17 protein-coding genes and 1 pseudogene are annotated in these 19,684 nt (G+C 68.5%); 3 read left to right on the forward strand and 15 right to left on the reverse strand.

Features of this window, described 5'->3' with window-relative positions; genetic code table 11:
- Positions 1-5: 5 nt before the first annotated feature.
- From BCR55_RS32815 to BCR55_RS25990, 12 genes and pseudogenes are all read right to left on the reverse strand, one after another.
- Positions 6-518, reverse strand: a complete 513-nt coding sequence (locus BCR55_RS32815; RefSeq protein WP_139094093.1) for a hypothetical protein — start codon at positions 516-518, stop codon at positions 6-8.
- A complete protein-coding gene (locus tag BCR55_RS25935) occupies positions 481-1,419 on the reverse strand; it encodes an ABC transporter substrate-binding protein (protein ID WP_065496772.1) in 939 nt (312 codons plus the stop codon). The genes BCR55_RS32815 and BCR55_RS25935 overlap by 38 nt, the downstream gene beginning before the upstream one ends.
- Positions 1,420-1,460: 41 nt before the next feature.
- Positions 1,461-3,242: an amino acid ABC transporter permease/ATP-binding protein gene (locus BCR55_RS33820; protein ID WP_083211886.1), complete on the reverse strand. Its 1,782-nt coding sequence runs from the start codon at positions 3,240-3,242 to the stop codon at positions 1,461-1,463.
- Positions 3,243-3,326: 84 nt separating this feature from the next.
- Positions 3,327-4,679, reverse strand: coding sequence for an LLM class flavin-dependent oxidoreductase (locus BCR55_RS25950; protein WP_065496512.1), 1,353 nt, complete (start codon positions 4,677-4,679; stop codon positions 3,327-3,329).
- Positions 4,676-5,737 carry an LLM class flavin-dependent oxidoreductase gene (locus BCR55_RS25955; RefSeq protein ID WP_065496516.1) on the reverse strand — a complete coding sequence of 354 codons (1,062 nt, stop codon included), beginning with the start codon at positions 5,735-5,737 and terminating at the stop codon, positions 4,676-4,678. Before BCR55_RS25955 ends, BCR55_RS25950 begins: the two co-directional genes overlap by 4 nt.
- 31 nt (positions 5,738-5,768) lie before the next feature.
- A complete protein-coding gene (locus BCR55_RS25960; protein ID WP_035487669.1) occupies positions 5,769-6,710 on the reverse strand; it encodes an ABC transporter substrate-binding protein in 942 nt (313 codons plus the stop codon).
- A 64-nt stretch (positions 6,711-6,774) separates the two neighbouring features.
- Positions 6,775-7,335: a GNAT family N-acetyltransferase gene (locus BCR55_RS25965; RefSeq protein ID WP_065496521.1), complete on the reverse strand. Its 561-nt coding sequence runs from the start codon at positions 7,333-7,335 to the stop codon at positions 6,775-6,777.
- Between the two features lie 288 nt (positions 7,336-7,623).
- On the reverse strand, positions 7,624-8,025 hold the full coding sequence (locus tag BCR55_RS25970) for a type II toxin-antitoxin system MqsA family antitoxin (RefSeq protein ID WP_006403504.1): 402 nt from the start codon (positions 8,023-8,025) through the stop codon (positions 7,624-7,626).
- Between the two features lies 1 nt (position 8,026).
- A pseudogene (locus BCR55_RS25975) lies at positions 8,027-8,321 on the reverse strand (type II toxin-antitoxin system MqsR family toxin).
- Positions 8,322-8,440: 119 nt separating this feature from the next.
- Positions 8,441-9,475, reverse strand: a complete 1,035-nt coding sequence (locus tag BCR55_RS25980; RefSeq protein ID WP_006397017.1) for a succinylglutamate desuccinylase/aspartoacylase family protein — start codon at positions 9,473-9,475, stop codon at positions 8,441-8,443.
- A 100-nt stretch (positions 9,476-9,575) separates the two neighbouring features.
- Positions 9,576-9,848, reverse strand: a complete 273-nt coding sequence (locus BCR55_RS25985; RefSeq protein ID WP_006403506.1) for a hypothetical protein — start codon at positions 9,846-9,848, stop codon at positions 9,576-9,578.
- Between the two features lie 206 nt (positions 9,849-10,054).
- Positions 10,055-11,596 (reverse strand): sensor domain-containing diguanylate cyclase, encoded by a 1,542-nt coding sequence (locus tag BCR55_RS25990; protein ID WP_167338149.1) that lies wholly within the window; start codon positions 11,594-11,596, stop codon positions 10,055-10,057.
- A gap of 418 nt (positions 11,597-12,014) precedes the next feature.
- On the opposite strand from BCR55_RS25990, the gene BCR55_RS25995 reads away from it, so the two are divergent.
- From BCR55_RS25995 to BCR55_RS26005, 3 genes are read left to right on the forward strand one after another with little or no spacing between them, the layout of a single operon-like run.
- Positions 12,015-14,894 carry a xanthine dehydrogenase family protein molybdopterin-binding subunit gene (locus tag BCR55_RS25995; protein ID WP_065496527.1) on the forward strand — a complete coding sequence of 960 codons (2,880 nt, stop codon included), beginning with the start codon at positions 12,015-12,017 and terminating at the stop codon, positions 14,892-14,894.
- Entirely contained in the window at positions 14,891-15,559 is a 669-nt protein-coding gene (locus tag BCR55_RS26000; RefSeq protein WP_006397024.1) for a (2Fe-2S)-binding protein, read from the forward strand. Before BCR55_RS25995 ends, BCR55_RS26000 begins: the two co-directional genes overlap by 4 nt.
- Entirely contained in the window at positions 15,556-16,812 is a 1,257-nt protein-coding gene (locus tag BCR55_RS26005; protein WP_065496529.1) for a cytochrome c, read from the forward strand. The genes BCR55_RS26000 and BCR55_RS26005 overlap by 4 nt, the downstream gene beginning before the upstream one ends.
- 79 nt (positions 16,813-16,891) lie before the next feature.
- On the opposite strand, the gene BCR55_RS33195 is transcribed toward BCR55_RS26005, so the two are convergent.
- The 3 genes from BCR55_RS33195 to BCR55_RS26015 form a co-directional block, all read right to left on the reverse strand.
- Positions 16,892-17,053, reverse strand: a complete 162-nt coding sequence (locus tag BCR55_RS33195; protein WP_006409870.1) for a hypothetical protein — start codon at positions 17,051-17,053, stop codon at positions 16,892-16,894.
- Between the two features lie 345 nt (positions 17,054-17,398).
- On the reverse strand, positions 17,399-17,890 hold the full coding sequence (gene pal / locus BCR55_RS26010; RefSeq protein WP_065496531.1) for a peptidoglycan-associated lipoprotein Pal: 492 nt from the start codon (positions 17,888-17,890) through the stop codon (positions 17,399-17,401).
- Positions 17,891-18,161: 271 nt separating this feature from the next.
- A complete protein-coding gene (locus BCR55_RS26015) occupies positions 18,162-19,418 on the reverse strand; it encodes a porin (protein ID WP_053298530.1) in 1,257 nt (418 codons plus the stop codon).
- Positions 19,419-19,684 lie beyond the last annotated feature (266 nt).

The raw sequence follows: 19,684 nt of genomic DNA on the forward strand, positions 1-19,684 counted from the left end.
GCTCCTCATTGACGTGCGGCCGCGACGGCGCGGCCCGACCGATCGACGACGCGACGCGCGTGCGCAGGCAGCGGATGCCCGCGCAGCGGATCGCCTCGTATCGTTCGGGGAAACCGTTTCAGCCATCGCAAGCCGCGTACGCTGGATACCGCCAGCGCGTCGGTCGAGACACCTTTTCGTTTTCTTTGCCATCGGCCCGGCGTGCGATACCGACCGCCGTCGAAGCCCGTGCAGACATCCGACGAATGCGTCGAAGTGGTTGCAATGTAGGCGATCCGCGCGCGGCGCGAGAGGCGATTTTTGTAACAGCGTGCGCGCCGGCAAGCGTTGCCGGATACGCTGCGCACGCACACGCAAAACTTACCGCGGCGGCCGTCGAACACGCGATGAAATCGAATGAAGAACGCGAATCGGAATCGCTTGCGGTTGCGATGAAACGCGCGTGGCGCATCGATGCGTGCGCACGCATCGATGCTGGGTTCAGTACGACGGCAGTCCCGGCGGATTGGTTTCGGCACGCGCGATCGCTTCGCTTTGCAGTCCCCATCGCGCAAGCGCCTGTCCGTAGCGGCCGCTCGCGATCAGCGTGTTGGTCGCGAGCGTCAGCGCGGGTGCAAGCCCGCTGCCGCGACGCGTCGCGATCGCGACGTCCGCATTCGCCGGCCAGCCCGCATTGACGACGCCGACGCGCCGGATCTTGCCCGTGCGCGCGGCTTCGTAGGCGAGCGATGCGTTCGGATTCAGCTCGGCGTCCGCACGGCCCGACAGCAGCGCGACGCGCGCGGCCGCATCGTCGTCGAAGTACAGCAACTCGGTCGCCTTCAGGCCATGCGCGACGTTGCGCCGGCTCCATTCGAGCAGGATGTGCTCCTGGCTCGTGCCCGCGCCGGTGATGATGCGCAGCCCGGCGACGTCCTTCGGTTCGGCGATGGCGCGGATCGGGCTGTCGGTACGCACGTAGAAGCCGTGCAGCCCGAGCCGGTACGTCGTGAAGTCGTACTTCTCCTTGCGCTTTTCGGTCACGCCGACGTTGGAAATCACCGCATCGTATTTCCCCGACGTGAGGCCGAGCGGCCAGTCGGCCCACGCGACGGGCACCAGCACCAGCGTGCGGCCGAGCGCGTCGGCGACGAGCTGCGCATAGTCGGGATCGGCACCGACGACCGTACGCGCATCGGTCGCATAGGTCGACACGGGCGGCGCATGCGGCGAAATCGCGACCGTGAACGCGCCGTCTCGCACCCATCGGTAGGCACTTGCCGCGCGGATCGCGGCGTCGTCGCGCGGCGCACGCACGCGGCCGGCCTGGCGCGGGTCGAGGTCCGCGGTCGCGGCGGCCGCGTACGCCGTGCGCCACGGCGCGCAGCCGGATGCCGCGGCCAGTGCGGCGGCGATGAACTGTCGTCGGTCGATCGTCATGTCGTCGGGTTCGATAGCGAATGCGTCGCGCGCCACACGCGTTACAGCACGTGCGACAGGAACGCGCGCGTGCGCGGATGCGCGGGCGCGTCGAGCACGACCGCCGGCGGTCCCGCTTCGACGATGCGTCCGCGTTCCATGAACAGCACGTTGTCGGCGACTTCGCGCGCGAAGCCGATTTCGTGCGTGACGATCACGAGCGTCGTGCCGGAGCGCGCAAGTTCCTTGATCACGTCGAGCACTTCGTTGACGAGCTCCGGATCGAGCGCGGACGTCGGCTCGTCGAACAGCAGCACCTTCGGTCGCAGCGCGAGCGCCCGCGCGATCGCGACGCGTTGCTGCTGGCCGCCCGACAACTGGCGCGGATACGCGTCGGCCTTGTCGGCGAGGCCGACACGCGCGAGCAACGCGCGCGCGGTCCGTTCCGCCGCCTCGCGCGTCGCGGTGCCGAGCGCGAGCGGCGCTTCGATCAGATTCTCGAGCACCGTCAGATGCGGGAACAGGTTGAAGGTCTGGAACACCATCCCGACCCCGCTGCGACGCTTCAGCACGTCGCGCTCCTTCAGTTCGTGCAGCACGTCGCCGTCGCGGCGATAGCCGATCAGTTCGCCGTCGATCTCGATGATGCCGTCGTCGACGCGTTCGAGATGATTGATCGTGCGCAGCAGCGTCGACTTGCCCGAGCCGGACGGGCCGACGATCACGGTCACGCTGCCGCGCGGCGCGACGAACGACACGTCGTCGAGCACGCGCTGCGTGCCGAAGCGTTTCGATACGCGATGCACGGTCACTTCGCCGCCGACTTGCGGCACGACCGCGTCGTCGCGGGCGCCGGCGGCCGGCACGCTGCGGCGCGCGACGACGCGCCGCCACAGCGCGCCCGCGCGTGCGAGCACGAACGTCAGCGCCGACGGCGGCGGGTTGCGCAGCGCGCCGCGCGCGTAGTGGCGCTCGACCTGCACCTGGATCGCCGACAGCACGGTCAGGATGATCAGATACCAGACCGTCGCGACCATCAGCAGCGGAATCACTTCGAGATTGCGGCGATAGATGACCTGAACCGTGTAGAACAGCTCGGGCATCGCGAGCACGTACACCATCGACGTGCCTTTCGCGAGCACGATCAGATCGTTGAACGCGGTCGGCAGGATCGCACGCATCGCCTGCGGCAGCACGATGCGCGCGGTCTGCCGGCCGTGCGGCAGGCCGAGTGCGGCGGCCGCTTCGAGCTGCCCCTGATCGACCGAAAGAATGCCGCCGCGGATCACTTCCGCCGAAAACGCCGCGTGATTCAGCGTGAGACCGAGCACGGCCGCCGCGAACGGACTGATCAGGTCCGTCGTCGGCGCGTCGAACCATACGATGCCGGTGAACGGCACGCCGAGCCGCACGTGCTCGTACAGGTAGCCGAGGTTGTTCAGGATCAGCAGCAGCACGATCAGCGGGATCGAGCGGAACAGCCAGACGAACGCCCATGCGCTGGCCGATAGCAGCCGCGAGCGCGACAGCCGCGCAAAGGCGACCAATGCGCCGAGCGCGAACCCGAACACGGCGCCCAGCAGCGTCAGCACGAGCGTGCGTGCCAGGCCGGACAGCACGGGCGGCGACAGGAACCATTCGGCGAACACCGGCCAGCCCCATCGCGGGTTCGTCAGGATCGAGTGCAGCGCGAGCGCGATCAACGCGACCGCGAGCACGGTGCCCGCGAGGCTCGAGCGGTGGCGCGCGGGCACGATGCGCACGCGCGCGCCGGCGCCGGTGTCGCGCGGCGCGCTGGAAGGCAGCGGCGGCACGGCGCCGCCGAGATGGGTCGTATCGCTCATGTCGATGCAGGGTCCTCGAATGGGTCGTCGAATCGGTACGTCGGCTGCTCGGCACGCACGACGGCGCGCGACGCACGCGGCGTACTAGGTATGCGCTTCATCGGCCGGCGCGCGCGTCGCATCGGGCGGCGCGTAGCGGCTCGCCTTGCGCGGCAGGCCGAGGTGATCGCGCAGCGTGCTGCCGGGCAGCTCGCGCCGATAGCGGCCGCGCGCTTCGAGCGCCGGAATCACGAGTTCGACGAAATCGTCGACGCCTTGCGCCTGCACCGGAAAGCCGAGAATGAAACCGTCGGCCGCGCCCGCGTCGAACCAGCGGATCAGTTCGTCGGCGACGTGCTCGGCGGTGCCGATGAAGTTCGGGCGCGGCGTCGCGACGGCGAGCGCGGTTTCGCGCAGCGTCAGCCCGTGCCGTTTCGCGTCGGCCTTGATCCGGTCGGTCGTCGAACGGAAGCTGTTGCGGCCGATGTCGCCGAGCTCGGGGAACGGCGCGTCGAGCGCGTATTGCGTGAAGTCGTGGTGGTCGAAATAGCGGCCGAGATAGGCGAGCGCGTCGTCGATCGTCAACAGATCGCGGATCGCGCGGTATTTGTCTTCGGCTTCGGCGGCGGTGCGCCCGACGATCGGCCCGATACCGGGGAAGATCTTCACGTCGTCGGGCCGACGGCCGTGGTCGATCGCGCTCTGCTTCACGCGCCGCGAAAAGGCCGCGGTTTCGTCGAGCGACGGCGAATGCGTGAATACCGCGTCCGCGTACTTGCCGGCGAGCGCGATGCCGTCGTCGGACGAGCCGGCCTGAAAGATCACCGGCTGCCCCTGGCGCGAGCGCTGAATGTTCAGCGGTCCGGCGACCTGGAAGAAGCGGCCGCGATGATCGAGCGTATGCAGCTTCGTGCGATCGAAGAAGCGCCCGGTCTCACGATCGCGCACGAATGCGTCGTCGTCCCAGCTGTCCCACAGGCCCTGCACGACGCTCAGGAATTCGTCGGCGATCTCGTAGCGCAGCGCGTGATCGGGATGCGTCTTGCCGAAGTTCTTCGCGGTGCCTTCGAGCGGCGTCGTCACGACGTTCCAGCCGGCGCGGCCGCCGCTGATCGCGTCGAGCGACGCGAGCTGGCGCGCGACCGTGAACGGCTCGCTGTACGACGTCGAGATCGTGCCGGCAAGCCCGATCTTCGTCGTCGCGGCCGCGAGCGCGGACAGCAGCGTCAGCGGCTCGAAGCGATTCAGGAAGTGCGGGATCGACTTGTCGTTGATGTAGAGGCCGTCCGCGACGAACGCGAACGCGATCCCGGCCGCCTCGGCCTTGCGCGCGATGCCGATCGCGAAATCGACGTTGATGCTCGCATCCGGCGGGTTGCTCGGATGCCGCCATGCGTTCATGTGGCTGCCTGCGCCTTGCAGCATCAGGCCGAAGGGAATCGGGCGTGGAGTCGTCATGGGTGTGGCGTGTCGCGGTCGAGGGAAGGGGCGCCGTGCGTCGCGGCGCGTGCGATGTGCGCGGGCGTGGTCGTCTGCACGCCGCCGAGCCATTCGACCGACGCGAGTCGCGCCGCATGGTCGGCGGTCGGCGCATCGATCACGAACTCGTCGACGCCGAGCCGCCGGCTCAGCGCGTCGAGCGCGCGATGCACGCGCTCGGGCGTATCGGCGAGCACGGCGGGGCGCAGTTCGTCGATGCGGTAGTCGGACGCGCCGCTTTGCCGCGCGAATTCGGCGGCCGCCTGCGCGCTCGCGAGGTTGAAGCTCTGACCGCTCGCGAGCCGCAGCCGGAAGATCTTCAGCGACCCGGTCAGCCGCTCGGCCGCATCGCGCGTCTCGGCCGCGACCGCGTACAGCGCGACGAGCGGCTTCGTGCCGCCTGCGCTTCGGTAGGCCTCGAGCGAGCGTTCGAGGTTCGCCTCGTCGCCGTTGAAATGGCCGGCATAGCAGAAGCGCCAGCCGCGGCGTGCGGCGAGCGCGCCGCTGTCCGGCGATCCGCCGAGCAGGATGCGCTGCGGCGGCTGCGGCGGTTCGGGCAGCGCGATCGCGCCCGCGAGTGCGTGATCCTCGTCGACGCCCCAGCCGAGAAACGCGTCGAGCGCGGCGAGCTGGCCCGCGAAGTCGGGTTTCGCGGCCTTGTCGTGATACCACTGCAGCGCGCGCGTGGTCAGCGGCAGTCCGCCCGGCGCCTTGCCGATGCCGAGATCGACGCGGCCGGGCGCGAGGGCCGCGAGCAGCCGGAACGTCTCGGCGACCTTGAACGGACTGTAGTGCTGCAGCATCACGCCGCCCGAACCGACGCGGATGCGCGACGTCTGCGCGAGCAGGTGGGCGACGACGATCTCCGGTGCCGAGCTCGCGAAGCCCGGCGCGCCGTGATGCTCGGCGACCCAGAACCGCGAGTAGCCGAGCTGCTCGGCGCGCCGCGCGAGCGTCGTCGTGAAGCGCAGCGCGTCGGCGGCGCTGCCGCCGTCGGCGATCGGGCTTTTGTCGAGCAGCGAAAGCGAATAGGACATGGTGAACGACGTGCGTGAAAGGAGGCGGCGCTCAGCTCTTCGGCAGGCCGGGCGGATTCGTGCGCGACGTGTCGATCGCTTCGGACGCGAGGTTCCAGCGATCGAGGATCTGCGCGTAGCGGCCGTTCGCGATCAGCGTATTCAGTGCGGCCGTCAGCGGCTGCGCGAGCCCGCTGCCCTTGCGCGTCGCGATCGCGATGTCGGCCGTGCGCGGCCAGCCGCCGCTGATCGCACCGACGAGCCGCGTCTTGCCCTGCTGCGCGCTCTGATACGCGAGCACCGAATTCACGCTGAAGACCGCGTCCGCGCGACCGGACTGCACGGCGACGATCCGCATCGCGTGATCGTCGTAGTACTGCACCTGCACGGGCTTGAGCCCGTGCGCGACGTTGTCGCGATCCCACGCGAGCAGGATCTTTTCCTGATTGGTGCCGGCGTCGGTCACGATGCGCAGCCCGGCGACGTCCTTCGGTTCGCGGATCGCCCGGATCGCGCTGTCGTTGCGCACGTAGAAGCCGAGCTGATCCTTGCGGTACGTCGAGAAATCGAACTTCTGCTTGCGTTCCTCGGTGACGGTCACGTTCGAGATCACGGCGTCGACCTTGCCCGATTCGAGCGCGAGCGGCCAGTCGGCCCACGCGAGCGCGACGATCTTCAGCCGGCGTCCGAGCGTGTCGGCGACGAGCTGGCCGACGTCCGCATCGAAGCCGACGACCGTGCGCGCGTCCGTCGCATACGTACTGATCGGCGGCAGGCTCGGCGCGATGCCGATCGTCAGCGTGTCGGGTTCGGCGAACCGGAACGACGCGGGCACCGCGCGCTCGACCGCCGGATCGGCGACGCCGCGCGGACGGCCGCGCTGCTCGGGGCTCAGGTCGAACGTGGCGGCCGCGGCGGCGAAGGCCGTCAGGCCCACGAGCGCGGCGGCGAGGGTGACGATGGCGCGCGAAGCGCGGCGAACGCGGTATGGCATGAAGACGTCCTGTCGTTGTCGTGGAAAGCGGGGAATGCGATGCGCGTCTGGACCGCGCCGACCGTCAGCGCGGCAGGGCCGCTTCGGGCGCGGGCGCCCACAGATCGGCGAGCGTCGATGTGCGCGACGGATCGACGAGATCCTTGCCGAAGCGCAGATGGAAAAGCACTTCGGGATCGATCGATGCATCGAACAGACGCGCATAACCCGCGCGGTCGTACAGCGCCCACGCTTCGGGCTGACGAAAGCCGGTCGTCAGATACACGCGGCGATAGCCTTGCCGGCGCGCGCGCTGCTCGAGCGCGTCGACGATGCGGCGCGCGAGCCCTTGGCGGCGCTGGTCGGCGCGCGTCCAGATGCGTTTGAGTTCGGCCGTCTGTGCGTCGTAGCGCTTGAATGCGCCGCCGCCGATCGTCTCGCCGTTGCGCAGCAGCAGCACGAACGCGCCTTCGGGCGGCGCGAACAGCTCGGCCGGATAGCGTGCGAGTTCTTCGCGCGCGGACGCGCGGCTGTCGGGTCGGTACGCGTCGTAGCGCGTGGCGTATTCGTCGATCAGCGCGTCGATCAGCGGCTGGGCACGCACGTCGAGCGGGGTCGTGTCGATGATGCGGTCGGTCGTGGCCATGGGCATCGCGAAAGGCGCGCGATGCGGACGCGGCAGGCACGCGGGCCGGCCATTTCGTTCGTTATCGCGACGCGGTTGTCGTGAGGGCGGCAGCCGCTGTGCGCGGTGCGATGCATTGGGCGGGCCGCCGCCGTTTCGGATACGTTAGCGGGGCGGCGCGCGAAGACGAACGAAGCAATTTCGATAAGGATTTCGCGGGAAGCGTCAGAAGGCTTGCAGCGAAAGCGGGGGGATGAGGCGCGAAAGTGCGCGTGCGCGGCGGATCATCGATGCACGCGCGCAGGCCGTTTATGCCGCACGCACTTCGTCGAGCAGATCGGGATGACGGTCGAGAATCTTCAGCAGCTTCACGAGCGCCAGCGGTGGATTGGTCTTGCCGGTCTCGTAGCGGGAAAACGCATTGACGCCGCCGCCGAAAATCTCGGCCGCCTCGCGCTGATCGAGCTTCAGCTTCTTGCGCACCGTCGCAATGAACTTCGGATCGACGAGTGTCGCGTTCACTTGCCGGTTGAACGCCGACACCGCTTCGCCGAAACGGGTCGCCTCGTCGACGTCGAGCACCGACTCGCCGCACGCGGGGCAAAACTCGCCGGTGATGTGCGGGATCACGGTCGATTCGCCCTTGTAGGTGTACGGGATGTCGCGCGTGTCGCGGACCAGCGTGGCAGCACCGCATGCAGGACATTTCATTTCATCGCTCCTTGAAAGACACGATCAGCACATCGTCGACGACGGTCAGTTTCAGGTACACGTCGCCGCGCATCGTGCAAGGCCGGTAGACGTCCTGCCAGATCGTGTGGTCGGCGTAGGTCGTCATGCTCTTGTGGAATTCGAACGGTGTCAGCGCCCTCACCACGTCGATCGCTTCCGCTTCGGTGAAGCCCATCAGGCGGGCGCCGATGACGGCGCTTGCGGTCAGGCGGACCTTGCCGGCTTCGATCAGCGCCTTGACGCGGCAGCTTGCAGTGCGGCGTTCGCTTTTCCATAGGTATCCATGCGCGAGTATAACCAAGTAGGTTAATTTGTCAAGTTGGTTAATGGCGCACGCGTGCCGTCCGCCATACAGGGCAGACAGCACGGGAAAAGGAGAGGTCCGGAACCGGCCCTATCGGCCGATGCTCGGCGGGTCGGTGGGTTCCGCGAGCTGAAACAGGCAGTCGCCGCGCTGCACTTGCGCGGGCACGCGCTTGCAGACGACTTCGCCGTCGCCCTTGAACCGATGCAGCACGGGCTCACGCAGCGGCGTATCGGGGAAGTGGACCCAGGCGGCCGGCTGCCCGGCCGTCACGCGGTCGCCGAGTTCGACGAGCGGTTCGTAGAGCCCGCGTTCGTAGGCGTAGACGAAATGCCGGTCGCCGTCGACCCGCAAAAAGCGCGTGACGGTCGGCGGCGCATCGGGCACGAGCTTGCCGTGCAGCAGGCCGATATAGCCGAGATAGTGCAGCAGCCCGTGACGGCCGAGCCGGATCAGCGACGGATCCGCCATGCCGGCGCCGCCGAGTTCGGTGACGATCGAGATTGCGCCTTGCCGGCGCGCGGCCGACGCCGAATGCACGGGGTTCGGCCCATGCAGCAGCGCGTTCGGAAGCCCGAACGCGACGAGCAGCCCGTGGAGCTTCGCGGCCTCGTCCGCGTCGAGCGGATCGATCGCGAGCATATTGCCGCCGCTATACAGCAGCGAGCTGCCGCCCGAATGCAGGTCGACGAGGTATTGCGCGCGCGACAGCAGCGCGTGCTCGATGTAATGCGCGATCATCTGCGTCGGCGTGCCGGCCGGATCGCCGGGAAAGCTGCGGTTCAGGTTGCCGTTGTCGAGCGGCGACACGCGCAGCCCCGCATCGGCGGCCGGAAAGTTCGCCATCGGCAGCAGGATCAACTGGCCGCTAATCATGTCGGGCTCGATCTCGCGCATCAGCTGCGACACGATGATCTGCCCTTCATATTCGTCGCCGTGATTGCCGGCCATCACGAGCGCGACAGGGCCGTCGCCGTTGCGGATCGACGCGATCGGAATCGGCAGCCAGCCGTATGCCGAGCGATGCACGGAATGCGGAAGACGCAGATAGCCGGCCTGCTTGCCGGGCGCGTCGAGATCGATTTCGCAGTGGATGGGATTGCGGAACGGGGAGGAGGCGGTCATGGCAACGTCGTGCGATGGACGGGATCTGCCATCTTATCGGGAAACGGCCGCGGCGCGACGCGCGCGAGCCGCGTGTCGCGCGCGCGCGGACTTGCGTGCGCTACCGCCCCGACGTTTCAGCTTCGATACGACCTTCTTCCCACAGCGCCCAGAACCGGCTGCCCGCACGATACGGATTCGCGCGGCCGGCCGCGTAGTCGGCGACGCCTTGCCGATACGCGCCGTACAGCGTCAGCGGCGGATTGTCGACGCAGCAGGCTTCCCGAGCGGGCGTGCGGCGTCCGGACACGAGGCGGCGGATCAGCGATGCGCCGTCGATCACGTCGAGTTCGTCGATCGTTTCGCGGCGGCTCATCACTTCGACGGTATTCATGGCAGCACTCTCCGGCTGTCTGTTTCCCGTGATGAAGCAATAACGGTGCCAGAGAGAAAATGCGGCGCACTGCGCCGATCGTGCAGCCTTCTGCACGTAACGTCGCGGCGTATCGCGGGCGATGTTACGGAACACGTCACGTGACATCGGCACGCGCCGCGCACGCGAAAAGCGTTTCGAAACTGAAACAGTCGCGCGCGGCGCGGTCAGTTTGCGGCGGCCGGCGCGACGGGCCGGCTGCCGCTCGAATAGAACCGATAGCGGCCCTTGCCGGCAGACTTCGCGTCGTAGAGCGCGCTGTCGGCCTGGCGGATCAGCTCGTCGGGCGTGCCGTGCCCGTCGTCGAGCGCGATGCCGATGCTGATGCCGAAGCGGACCGTCTCGCCGATCGACAGCGTGTACGGCGCCGAGATCTGCGCAATGAGCTGCGCGGCGACGCGCGAGCACGCGTCCATCGTCGTATCGTCGACGGCCACGACGAACTCGTCGCCGCCGATGCGCGCCGCGAGCGTGCCGTCGCGCAAGGTGCGGCCGAGCCGTTCGGCGACCTGCGTGAGCAGCTCGTCGCCGGCCTGATGGCCGAAGCGGTCGTTGATCGCCTTGAAGCCGTCGAGATCGAGATACATCACCGCGACCGCCGTGTCGGGCCGGCGCGGCCGCGACAGCATCCGTTCGAGCTCCGCATGCAGCTCGTGCCGGTTCGGCAGCCCCGTCAGCGCATCGTGCCGCGCGAGGTGGCGGATGTGCTGTTCGGTCAGACGCCGCGCGGTCACGTCCTCGACGATGATCACCGCGTTGCCGTCCGGCACGCGATGGCGCGTCAGTTCGAGCTGCCGGCCGCTCGCGAGCGTGATGTCGAACGGCGCCGCGTCGTGTGCGAGCCAGTCGGCGCAGCGGGCCGCGAGGACGGCCGCGTCCGGTTGCGCGGCGTCGGTGCCGAGCGCGGCGACGACGTCGGGCAGCGGCGTATCGAGCATGATGTCGCGCGGCGAACCGAACAGATGCGCGGTGCGCCGGTTCGCGACGATCACGCGGCTGTCGCCGTCGATCATGCAGAGGCCGTGCGGCATGTAGGTGAGCGCGGCGTCGAAGCGCGCGACGAGCTCCGCATTGCGCTGGCGGGCCGCGATCAGCGCGACGAGCACGCGGTAGTGGCGTTGCACGACGGTGCGCATCGCGGCCAGATAGATCGCGAGCGGCGGCACCAGCAGCCACGCACCCGGCCGCTCGGCGAGCAGCGCGCCGACGCCGATCGGCAGCACGCCGAGCGTGACCTGCGTCATCGCGAGGCGCGGCAGCGCCGAATTGCGCGACGCGATGCCGCCGAACACGCCGCCCGCGATCATCACCGCGAGCGTGCCGAGCTCGACGTCGGCCGCATCGACGCAGCCCATCGCGCCGAGGCCGAGCACGAAGCAGGCGAGCAGCGACACGGGCGCGTAGCGCATCGCCCAGTATTCGGCGCGATCGCGGCCGGCGTTGCGCTCGACCACGTAAGCGCGCGCGATCGCGAGCCGCGCGGCGAGCAGCCCGACGTCGAGGACGAGCCAGAGCGCACACCAGAGTTCATGCAGACGAAGCAGCGCAACGGCCGCGACGAAGCCGCTTGCGAGGCCGGACAGCGCCATCGGCCGCACGTCCTCGAACAACGTGACGAGCATCGACGGACGCAGCGCGTCCGTCACGCAGTGGTTGCCGGACGGGGGAGTGGCGAGAACGGAGTGCAGGAGACGTGCCCTGACTGCCATGGTTATCGACCTCGACACGATATCGCGATGGCTGGCGGATCCGTGCACGGGGCCGGGTGCCGGCAAGCCGGGATGCGCACGACATTACCATGAACGCGCGCCGCGCGGCGCACCGGTGCTTGGCCGTTCGAACGGCTGCCGCACGCGAAGAAAAGACGCTTGCGGCGCTGCGCGCGCAGCGGCACGATCGTTGTCCACGGGACGATATGCGGCGCATGGCCGGCACGTCCGCACACGCTTGCGATCGATGCCGCGACCGCACGCCGCGCCGCGGCCGAATCTCGTTATAAGAAATTCAATAACTATTGCATGTGAAAAATACTATAGGCGATATCTCGTAAAAAATGCCAGAATGCGCGCCGCTCCGAACGCCGCGACATCCGATCGCCGTACGAGCCGCATCAGGAGGTTCCCCCCAATGAAAAACCACGGCCTGTCACGGCGGGGTTTTCTGAAAGCCAGCGTGCTGGCCGGCGTTGCAGTGTATGTCGCGCCGCTGGGCAGCCGCGCATTCGCGGCGCTCTTCGAAGAAAAACTCCTCACTCCGGTCAAATGGGATAGCGTCACCGGCATCCCCCGATTCCGCATCGACGGCATGGCGAAGGTCACGGGCTCGAAAGTGTTCGCCCGCGACGTGCGTGCCGCCGACATGCCGCACTGGCCGCAGCAGCAGTCGCATGCGCTGATCCTGCGCGTCACGCAGGCGGACCGCATCTACGAAGGATTCGACCTGTCGCTGCTCGGCGACGAACTGAAGCCGGACCGCGTCGTCACCGCCGACGATCTCGCGCGCGACGGCGTCGCATTCCCGGCGTTCTACGGCGAGGACATGCTGCTGCCCGCCGGCAAGACGCCTGCCTATCTCGGCCATGCGGTCGCGATCCTGATCTATCACGACTTCGCGCGCTTCCGCTTCGCGAAGAACGCGCTGAAGTTCCGCGACGACGTGATCCGCTACGGCGCCGTCACGGGGCCGCTCGAGCGCGATCCGTGGGGCACGTTCCGCTACGTGCGCGTGGGCGGCAAGACCGCGTACGACGACGATGTCTATTCGAGCCTGAAGGACGCGCCGATCTTCCCGAGCCAGATGCGCAAGCATCAACCGGTCTGGCCCGACGGCAAGGAACACGGCAAGCTCGACGAGCAGGGGATGTTCCATGCCGGGCAGATCGCGGCGGAGCTCGAGCATCCGTCCGCGGACTGGCTCGTGTTCGATCGCGAGTACAGCACGCAGTCGGTCGATACGGCCGCGCTCGAGCCGGACAACGCGAACTGCTGGTACGACGCCGCGACGCAGTCGCTGCATCTGGTGGTCGCAAGCCAGTCGCCGCTCGAGGTCGCGGAGAACGCGGCCGCGATGGTCGCGAAATGCCGCTTCCCGGTGAAGAAGCTGTTCGTGCATCCGTGCTACACGGTCGGCTACGGATCGAAGGATCACTGCAACGTGCCGTTCTACGGGCTCGTGTGCGCGCTCTATGCGGACGGCCGTCCGGTGCGTTTCGCGAACGACCGCTACGAGCAGTTCCAGACGTCGCTTAAGCGTCACGCGTTCCGCATGCATTACCGGATCGCGGTCGACCGCAATACCGGCTTGCTGCAGTCGTTCAAGGGCGACTTCGAAGCGAACGGCGGTGGGCGCTCGAACTTCTCGCCTTCGGTCGCGATGGTCGGCGCGACGGCCGCGCAGTCGATCTACTACTTCCCGAAAAGCGATCTCGCGGCGGTCGCGATCGCGTCGCGCGCGATCGACGCCGGGTCCGCGCGCGGCTACGGCACGCTGCAAAGCATGGCCGCGACCGAAATGGCGATCGACGAGATCGCCGCGCAGCTGAACCTCGATCCGATCGACTTCCGTCTGCGCAACGCGCTGCGCTCCGGCATGAAGAACACACAGGGCGCGATTCCGGCCGGCGCATTGCGCGTCGACGAAGTGCTCGAGCGCGCGAAGCAGCACCCGCTGTGGACGCGGCGCGCCGCGCGCAAGGCCGAATTCGAGGCCGCGAATCCCGGCAAGCGCTACGGCGTCGGCTTCGCCTGCGTGCAGAAGGACTTCGGCACCGGCGCCGAAGCATCGTTCGCGAAGGTCGAGTTCGACGAGAACGGCAAGGTCACGCTGCATCACACGGCCGCCGAGATCGGCACCGGGATGTCGACGTCGCAGGCGGTCGCGGTCGCGAAATGGCTCGGCCGCCCCGCGACCGACGTGCGCGTCGCCGTGACGGAATGGCCCGATCTGCCGGTCGAGACGAGCGGCGACCCGTACACGATGTCGCAGGCCGACCAGGATCGCCTGAGCGCGAATCCGCGCTGGTCGCCGAGCTATGCGTCGCCGTCGAGCGCGACGAACTCGGCGTTCTACTTCACGCACAGCACGCGCGAAGCCGCGCGCGCCGTATTCCGCTACGGCCTGTGGCCGGCCGCGATGTCGATCTGGTCGCGCGGCCTCGGCGGCGGTCAGGCCGCGCCGTACACGGTACGCATCGAAGACGCGCGCTGGGTCGACGGCAAGCTGACCGCCGACGGGCTCGAGCCGCTCAGCTTCGAACAGCTTGCGAAGCAGGCGCATGCGCTCGGCCTGCCGACGGGCGCCGTCGTGCACGTGTTCAACCGCTGGCAATGGACCGACGCCGAATTCGAGATCGGCGGCACGGTCGAGCGTTTGCCGATCGACGGGCTGTCGCTGCGCATCGGTGCGCCGAAGACGGGCGACGAGCACGGACCGGTACCGGGCACCGCCGTGCCGGCCGGCGCGACCGCGGTGCGCGGCACGCTGCCGCCGACCGCGAACGGCTATCGCGTGCTCGACCGCAAGCGCGTGTTCATTCCGCCGATGAGCCGCAACAACGCGGCCGTCACGTACTACACGGCGGTCGGCACGCTCGTCGAGCTGGCCGTGCACGAAGCGACCGGCAAGGTCGAGTTGCTCACGCATCACTCGATCATGGAATGCGGCAACCAGATTTCGCCGCAGCTCGTGTCGGGCCAGTTGCAGGGCGGCCTCGCGATGGGCATCGGCCACGCGCTGCACGAATACCTGCCGCTCTACGAGGACGGCCCCGGCAACGGCACGTGGAACTTCAACCGCTATCAGCTGCCGCGCGCGACCGACGTCGCCGTATGGACGCAGACGGGCGACGTGCTGCCGCCGCTGTCGGAGACCGATCCGCCGAAGGGCGTCGCCGAAGTCGTGATGATTCCCGTCGTCGGCGCGATCTTGAACGGCATCGCACACGCGATCGGCCATCGTTTCACCGATCTGCCGGTGACCCCGCAAAAGATTCAGGAGGTGCTCGCATGACGACCGCCCAAACCGCCGCGTCGGGCGCGAGCGCCGCCGCGGCAGCGACCGGCGCGTCCGCGCCGAACGCGGCTTCGGCCGCACCCGCCGCGGCCGCCGTCGAGCGTCCGCTGGTCCGCTTCCAGCAGAAGCCGCTGTCGGTCAACATCAACGGCAAGGCCGTCGGCCCGATGCAGGTGCCGGAAGGGCTGATGATGATCGAGTTCCTGCACGAGTATGCGGGGCTCACGGGCTCGCGGCTCGGCTGCGGGCAGGGGATCTGCCACGCGTGCGTGGTGATTCTCGACAAGCCGGACGGCACGAGCGAGGAAGTGCGGACCTGCATCACCGGCGCGCATTTCTTCCACGGGCGCGCGATCCGCACGGTCGAAGGCCATGCGAAGCGCAACGAAGCCGGCGAGGTGGTCGAGCTGTCGCCGATCCAGCAGAAGTTCCTCGAGCACTTCAGCTTCCAGTGCGGCTACTGCACGCCCGGTTTCGTGAACGCCGCGACGGTGCTGATCGAGCGGCTGAAGCGCGAGCCGGTCGCGAAGGCCGACGTCGAGCGCACGATCACCGAGGCGCTGAACGCGCATCTGTGCCGCTGCACGGGCTACGTCCGCTACTACGAAGCCGTGAAGGACGTCGTGATGACGACGCCGGGACTCGTGAAGGACGCCGCATGAAACGTACACTCGCTCATCGTATCGCGCGCTTCGCCGGCTTGCCTGCGCTCGCCGCGGCGTGCGCACTGACGCTCGCCGCGTGCGGCGGCGACGCTCCGGCGTCGACGGCCGGCTCCGGCGCACCGGGCGCGGACCAGATCGCGCGCGGCCGCTATCTGGTGAAGGCGGCCGACTGCGCCGCATGTCATACCGCGAAGGACGGCGCGCCGTTCGCGGGCGGCGCGAAGCTCGATTCGCCGTACGGCACGTTCTACGGATCGAACATCACGCCCGACAAGGATCACGGGATCGGCCGCTGGAGCGCGGACGACTTCTATGCGGCGCTGCACGACGGCAAGGCGCCCGGCAAGCGGCTCTATCCGTCGATGCCGTACACGTCGTACCGGCAGCTCACGCGCGCGGACACCGACGCGATGTACGCGTACCTGATGACGATCAGGCCGGTCGCGCAGGCCAACCGTGAGCACGAGCTGAAGTTCCCGTACAACCTGCGGTTCGGGATGGCGTTGTGGGACCTTGCGTTCCTGAAGGACAGCCTGCCGGACGCATCGACGGGCCAGTCCGCCGACTGGCAGCGCGGCCGCTATCTGGCCGGCGCGCTCGGCCACTGCGCGGAGTGCCACACGCCGCGCGCGTTCACGGGCCAGCTCGACGGCGCGAAGCCGTTCGCGGGCGCTGCGCTCGGCCGCGTCGCCGCGCCGGACATCACGCCGGCCGGCCTCGCAGCGCGCGGCTGGACCGGTGCCGACCTGCAGACCTTCTTCGGCGTCGGGATCGCGCCGCAAGGCTCGGCGTTCGGCGAGATGTATCCGGTCGTGCACCTGAGCACGCAATACCTGACGAAGGACGACCTGCGCGCGCTGTCGGTCTATCTGCTCGGCGACACGCCGCCCGCGCCGCAGCCCGTGAAGCCGGTATCGGCCGATGCGGCCCAGCTCGCGGCCGGCCGTTCCGTCTATGTCGCCGTGTGCGCGGGCTGTCACGGGCTGAGCGACGAAGGCAAGCCGCACGTCGCGGTGCCGATGGCCGGCAACTCGACCGTGCGTCAGCACGATCCGCGCAACCTGCTCGTCGCGGTGCTCGACGGCATCGACGAACAGAAGTTCGCCGGCGTCGAGAACATGCAGGCGATGCCGGGCTTCGCCGGCACGCTCGGCGACGACGAAGTTGCCCAGCTCGCGAACTATCTGCGCGCGACATGGGGCGGCCAGCCGGCCAGCGTCACGCCGGCCGACGTCAAGGCGATGCGCTGAACCGTGCGGCGATGCAGCGTGCGGGCAGGCCGGTTGCCGGCCGCCGCGCGCTGCGCGCCGACATCTCGACGGCGATGCGTCAGTAACCGCCGCCGCCACCCCCACCGCCATTGCCTCCGGAGCCGCCGTAGCGGCTCATGCCGGGCCCCTGCGCGGGGCCGCCGCCCGACGACGTACACCCCGCCGACAGCACGAGCGCGAGCGCCGCGATCAGCGCCGCGGCCAACGTTGCCGATTTCATGTCGATCTCCTTTCGGTGCGCAGTCCGCCGGACGACGCCGGTTCGTGCGAACCGGGCGTCTGCGCGATCACAGAACGACTTGGCGCCGGCCGTTATTCCATTGTTTTTGCATATCGCGCCGCGGCACGCGCACGGCGTCATGCATCGCGCGGTGCGTTCTCGCGACCGTTGCGCAACCTCGCAACGTGGTCGGCGCAGGACGATATCTGCATCGGAAGTCGAGATCGATCTGCCGTTGGCGTAGGCGACGCGTGGCGATTCGGCGTGTGTAGCCGCGTCGCGCGCGACGCGGCGGCTCGGGAGGGCCGCCACGCTGGCGCGAACGCGGCGGCAGACACGGCGCGATCAACGATAGACGAGATCCGCGCGGCGGTTTTGCGCCCACGCGGCTTCGTCGTGACCGAGCGCGACCGGCTTTTCCTTGCCGAGGCTCACGGCCTCGAGCTGCGACGCCGGCACGCCGAGCGTTTCGAGCGCGCTCATCACGGCCTGCGAGCGGCGCTGGCCGAGCGCGAGGTTGTATTCGGACGTGCCGCGCTCGTCGGTGTTGCCCTGGATCAGCACGTGACGCGACGGGTGACTGCGCAGGTAGTTCGCATGGGCCTGCAGCAGCGACTGGTCCTCTGGCTTCACCGTGTAGCTGTCGAAGTCGAAATACACGCTGCGCTTGGCGAGCGGGCTGTTCGGATTGTCCAGATCGTCGGCCGTCACGGTCGTGACGGCCTCGCTCGACGGTGTCGGCGCCATCCCGGTGTTCTCGGGCGCCTTCGCGGCATGATGACAGCCGCCGAGCAGCGCGAGCGCTGCAATGACCGCAAACCGGTTCGTTTTGCTCATCCTTTTTCTCCTGCGGTTGACTGCGTTGACAGCGGGCACGCGAGGCCCGTGCGACATGCTTTCGCAAGGCGGCGGCACGCACCCTGAAAGACTGTGACGATCGGCGTGCCGGATCGCGATGCTGCTGCAATCAGATTAGGAAAAATGTCACAGCGTGACCAGTTTCTCCGTCATTGACCGCAGGGATGGACGAGAAAGGATGCGCGCGCAGGCATCGTCCGTTGCCGCGCGCGCTCGGGAACGAACGTTGCACGACGAGGCCCGGCGCGCTTCAGAACTTGTGCCGCAGCCCGAGCGCGACGACGACTTGATTGCCGTTCGCCGACGGCGTCAGCGTCCAGACGGTCGCGTTGAACGCCGGATTGCCGTTGCCGCCGCTCACGCGCTGATACACGCCTTCGAGATAGACGTCGGTGCGCTTCGAGAACGCGTAATCGGCCTGCGCGACGACCTGATTCCACTTCGGGCGCGTCTGGCCCGCGCGCGTATCGAAGCGGCCCATCGTGTAGGTGTAAGCAGCCGATACGCTGAAGGCAGTGGTCGCGAAGTAGCGCGCATCGACCGAGAAGTTGTCGAACACGAGCGATTCGCCTTTCAGCGGCGCGATGCCGCTGCCTTGCAGCACACCGGTGACGCCGTCGGTGGCCGAGTGCGACCACGCGGCGCCGACCGAGTGCGGGCCGAACGCATAGCGCGCGGCGAGCGCCCAGATCTGCTGGTTGCCGCCCGTGATCGTCGCCGAGCCGTCGACCGTGCTGAGCGCGCCGTCGGGATTCGGCGCATGGCGGTCGCGGCTGATCTTCAGATAGCCGGCGCCGAGTTTCAGCGGGCCGTTCGCGTACGACAGCCCCGCGCTCCACGCGGCATTGTTCGAAAACGCACCGGCCGTATTCGAGAATCCGTACATCGCGCCGAACGCGAGCCCGCGATAGGTCGGGCTCGTGTACTTGACCGCGTGGTTGATCCGCGTGTTGCGATTCGAGTCGTCGTTGTCGTACGGATGGACGGCGAGGTTGCCGCCCCAGCCGGGCCCCGACGCGCCGAGCGGCGTCACGAAGTCGAGAATCAGGTCGTACTGACGGCCGAACGTCAGCGTGCCGGCCGTGTTCGAGCGCACGCCGATCCATGCCTGCCGGCCGAACAGGTCGACGCCTTTCTGCGACAACGCGCCGGTCGTGCCCGAGAAGCCGTTCTCGAGCGTGAAGACGGCCGAGAGACCTCCGCCGAGATCCTCGCGGCCACGCAGTCCCCAGCGCGCCGCATTCAATGCGCCGCTCGTCATCGCGACGCTGCCGCTGCCGGGCGAGCCCGCGCCATGCGTGCGCTGGTTGTTCGCATAGGTGATCGACGTGTCGATCAGCCCGTACAGCGCGACGCTGCTCTGTGCCTGTGCGGCGGTCGGTGCGATGGCCGCCGTGCAGGCGGCGACGAGCGCGCCGGCGATCCCGTTGGTCCGGCGCGCGCGACGCGTCGATGAGGTCGTGCGGCCACGCGTGCGCGCGCGCGGGGTGGTCTGATTGGAATGCATTGTGTGTCTTGTCGTTGGCCCGGCGCGAAGCCGGCAGGCGCGTCGGCGGCAGACCGACGGATCGAGCGCGCATTATTGAAGATCGCCCGACGCGCGATTAAGCGGCTGCACAGGAAAGGTCTTCTGCACGATCTCGCACAATCGTGTGCGGCGCGCATGCGTCGCTGGATGCCGTGTGCGACATCCAGCGCAGAAAGGGAAGGGGGCGGAGGGCGTGCGCTGCCCTCAGGTCGATGGCCGGACGCGGCGCGCCGCGCGAACGATCG

It is taken from the genome of Burkholderia sp. CCA53, from assembly GCF_001685525.1.
GTDB classification, from domain to species: Bacteria; Pseudomonadota; Gammaproteobacteria; order Burkholderiales; family Burkholderiaceae; genus Burkholderia; species Burkholderia multivorans.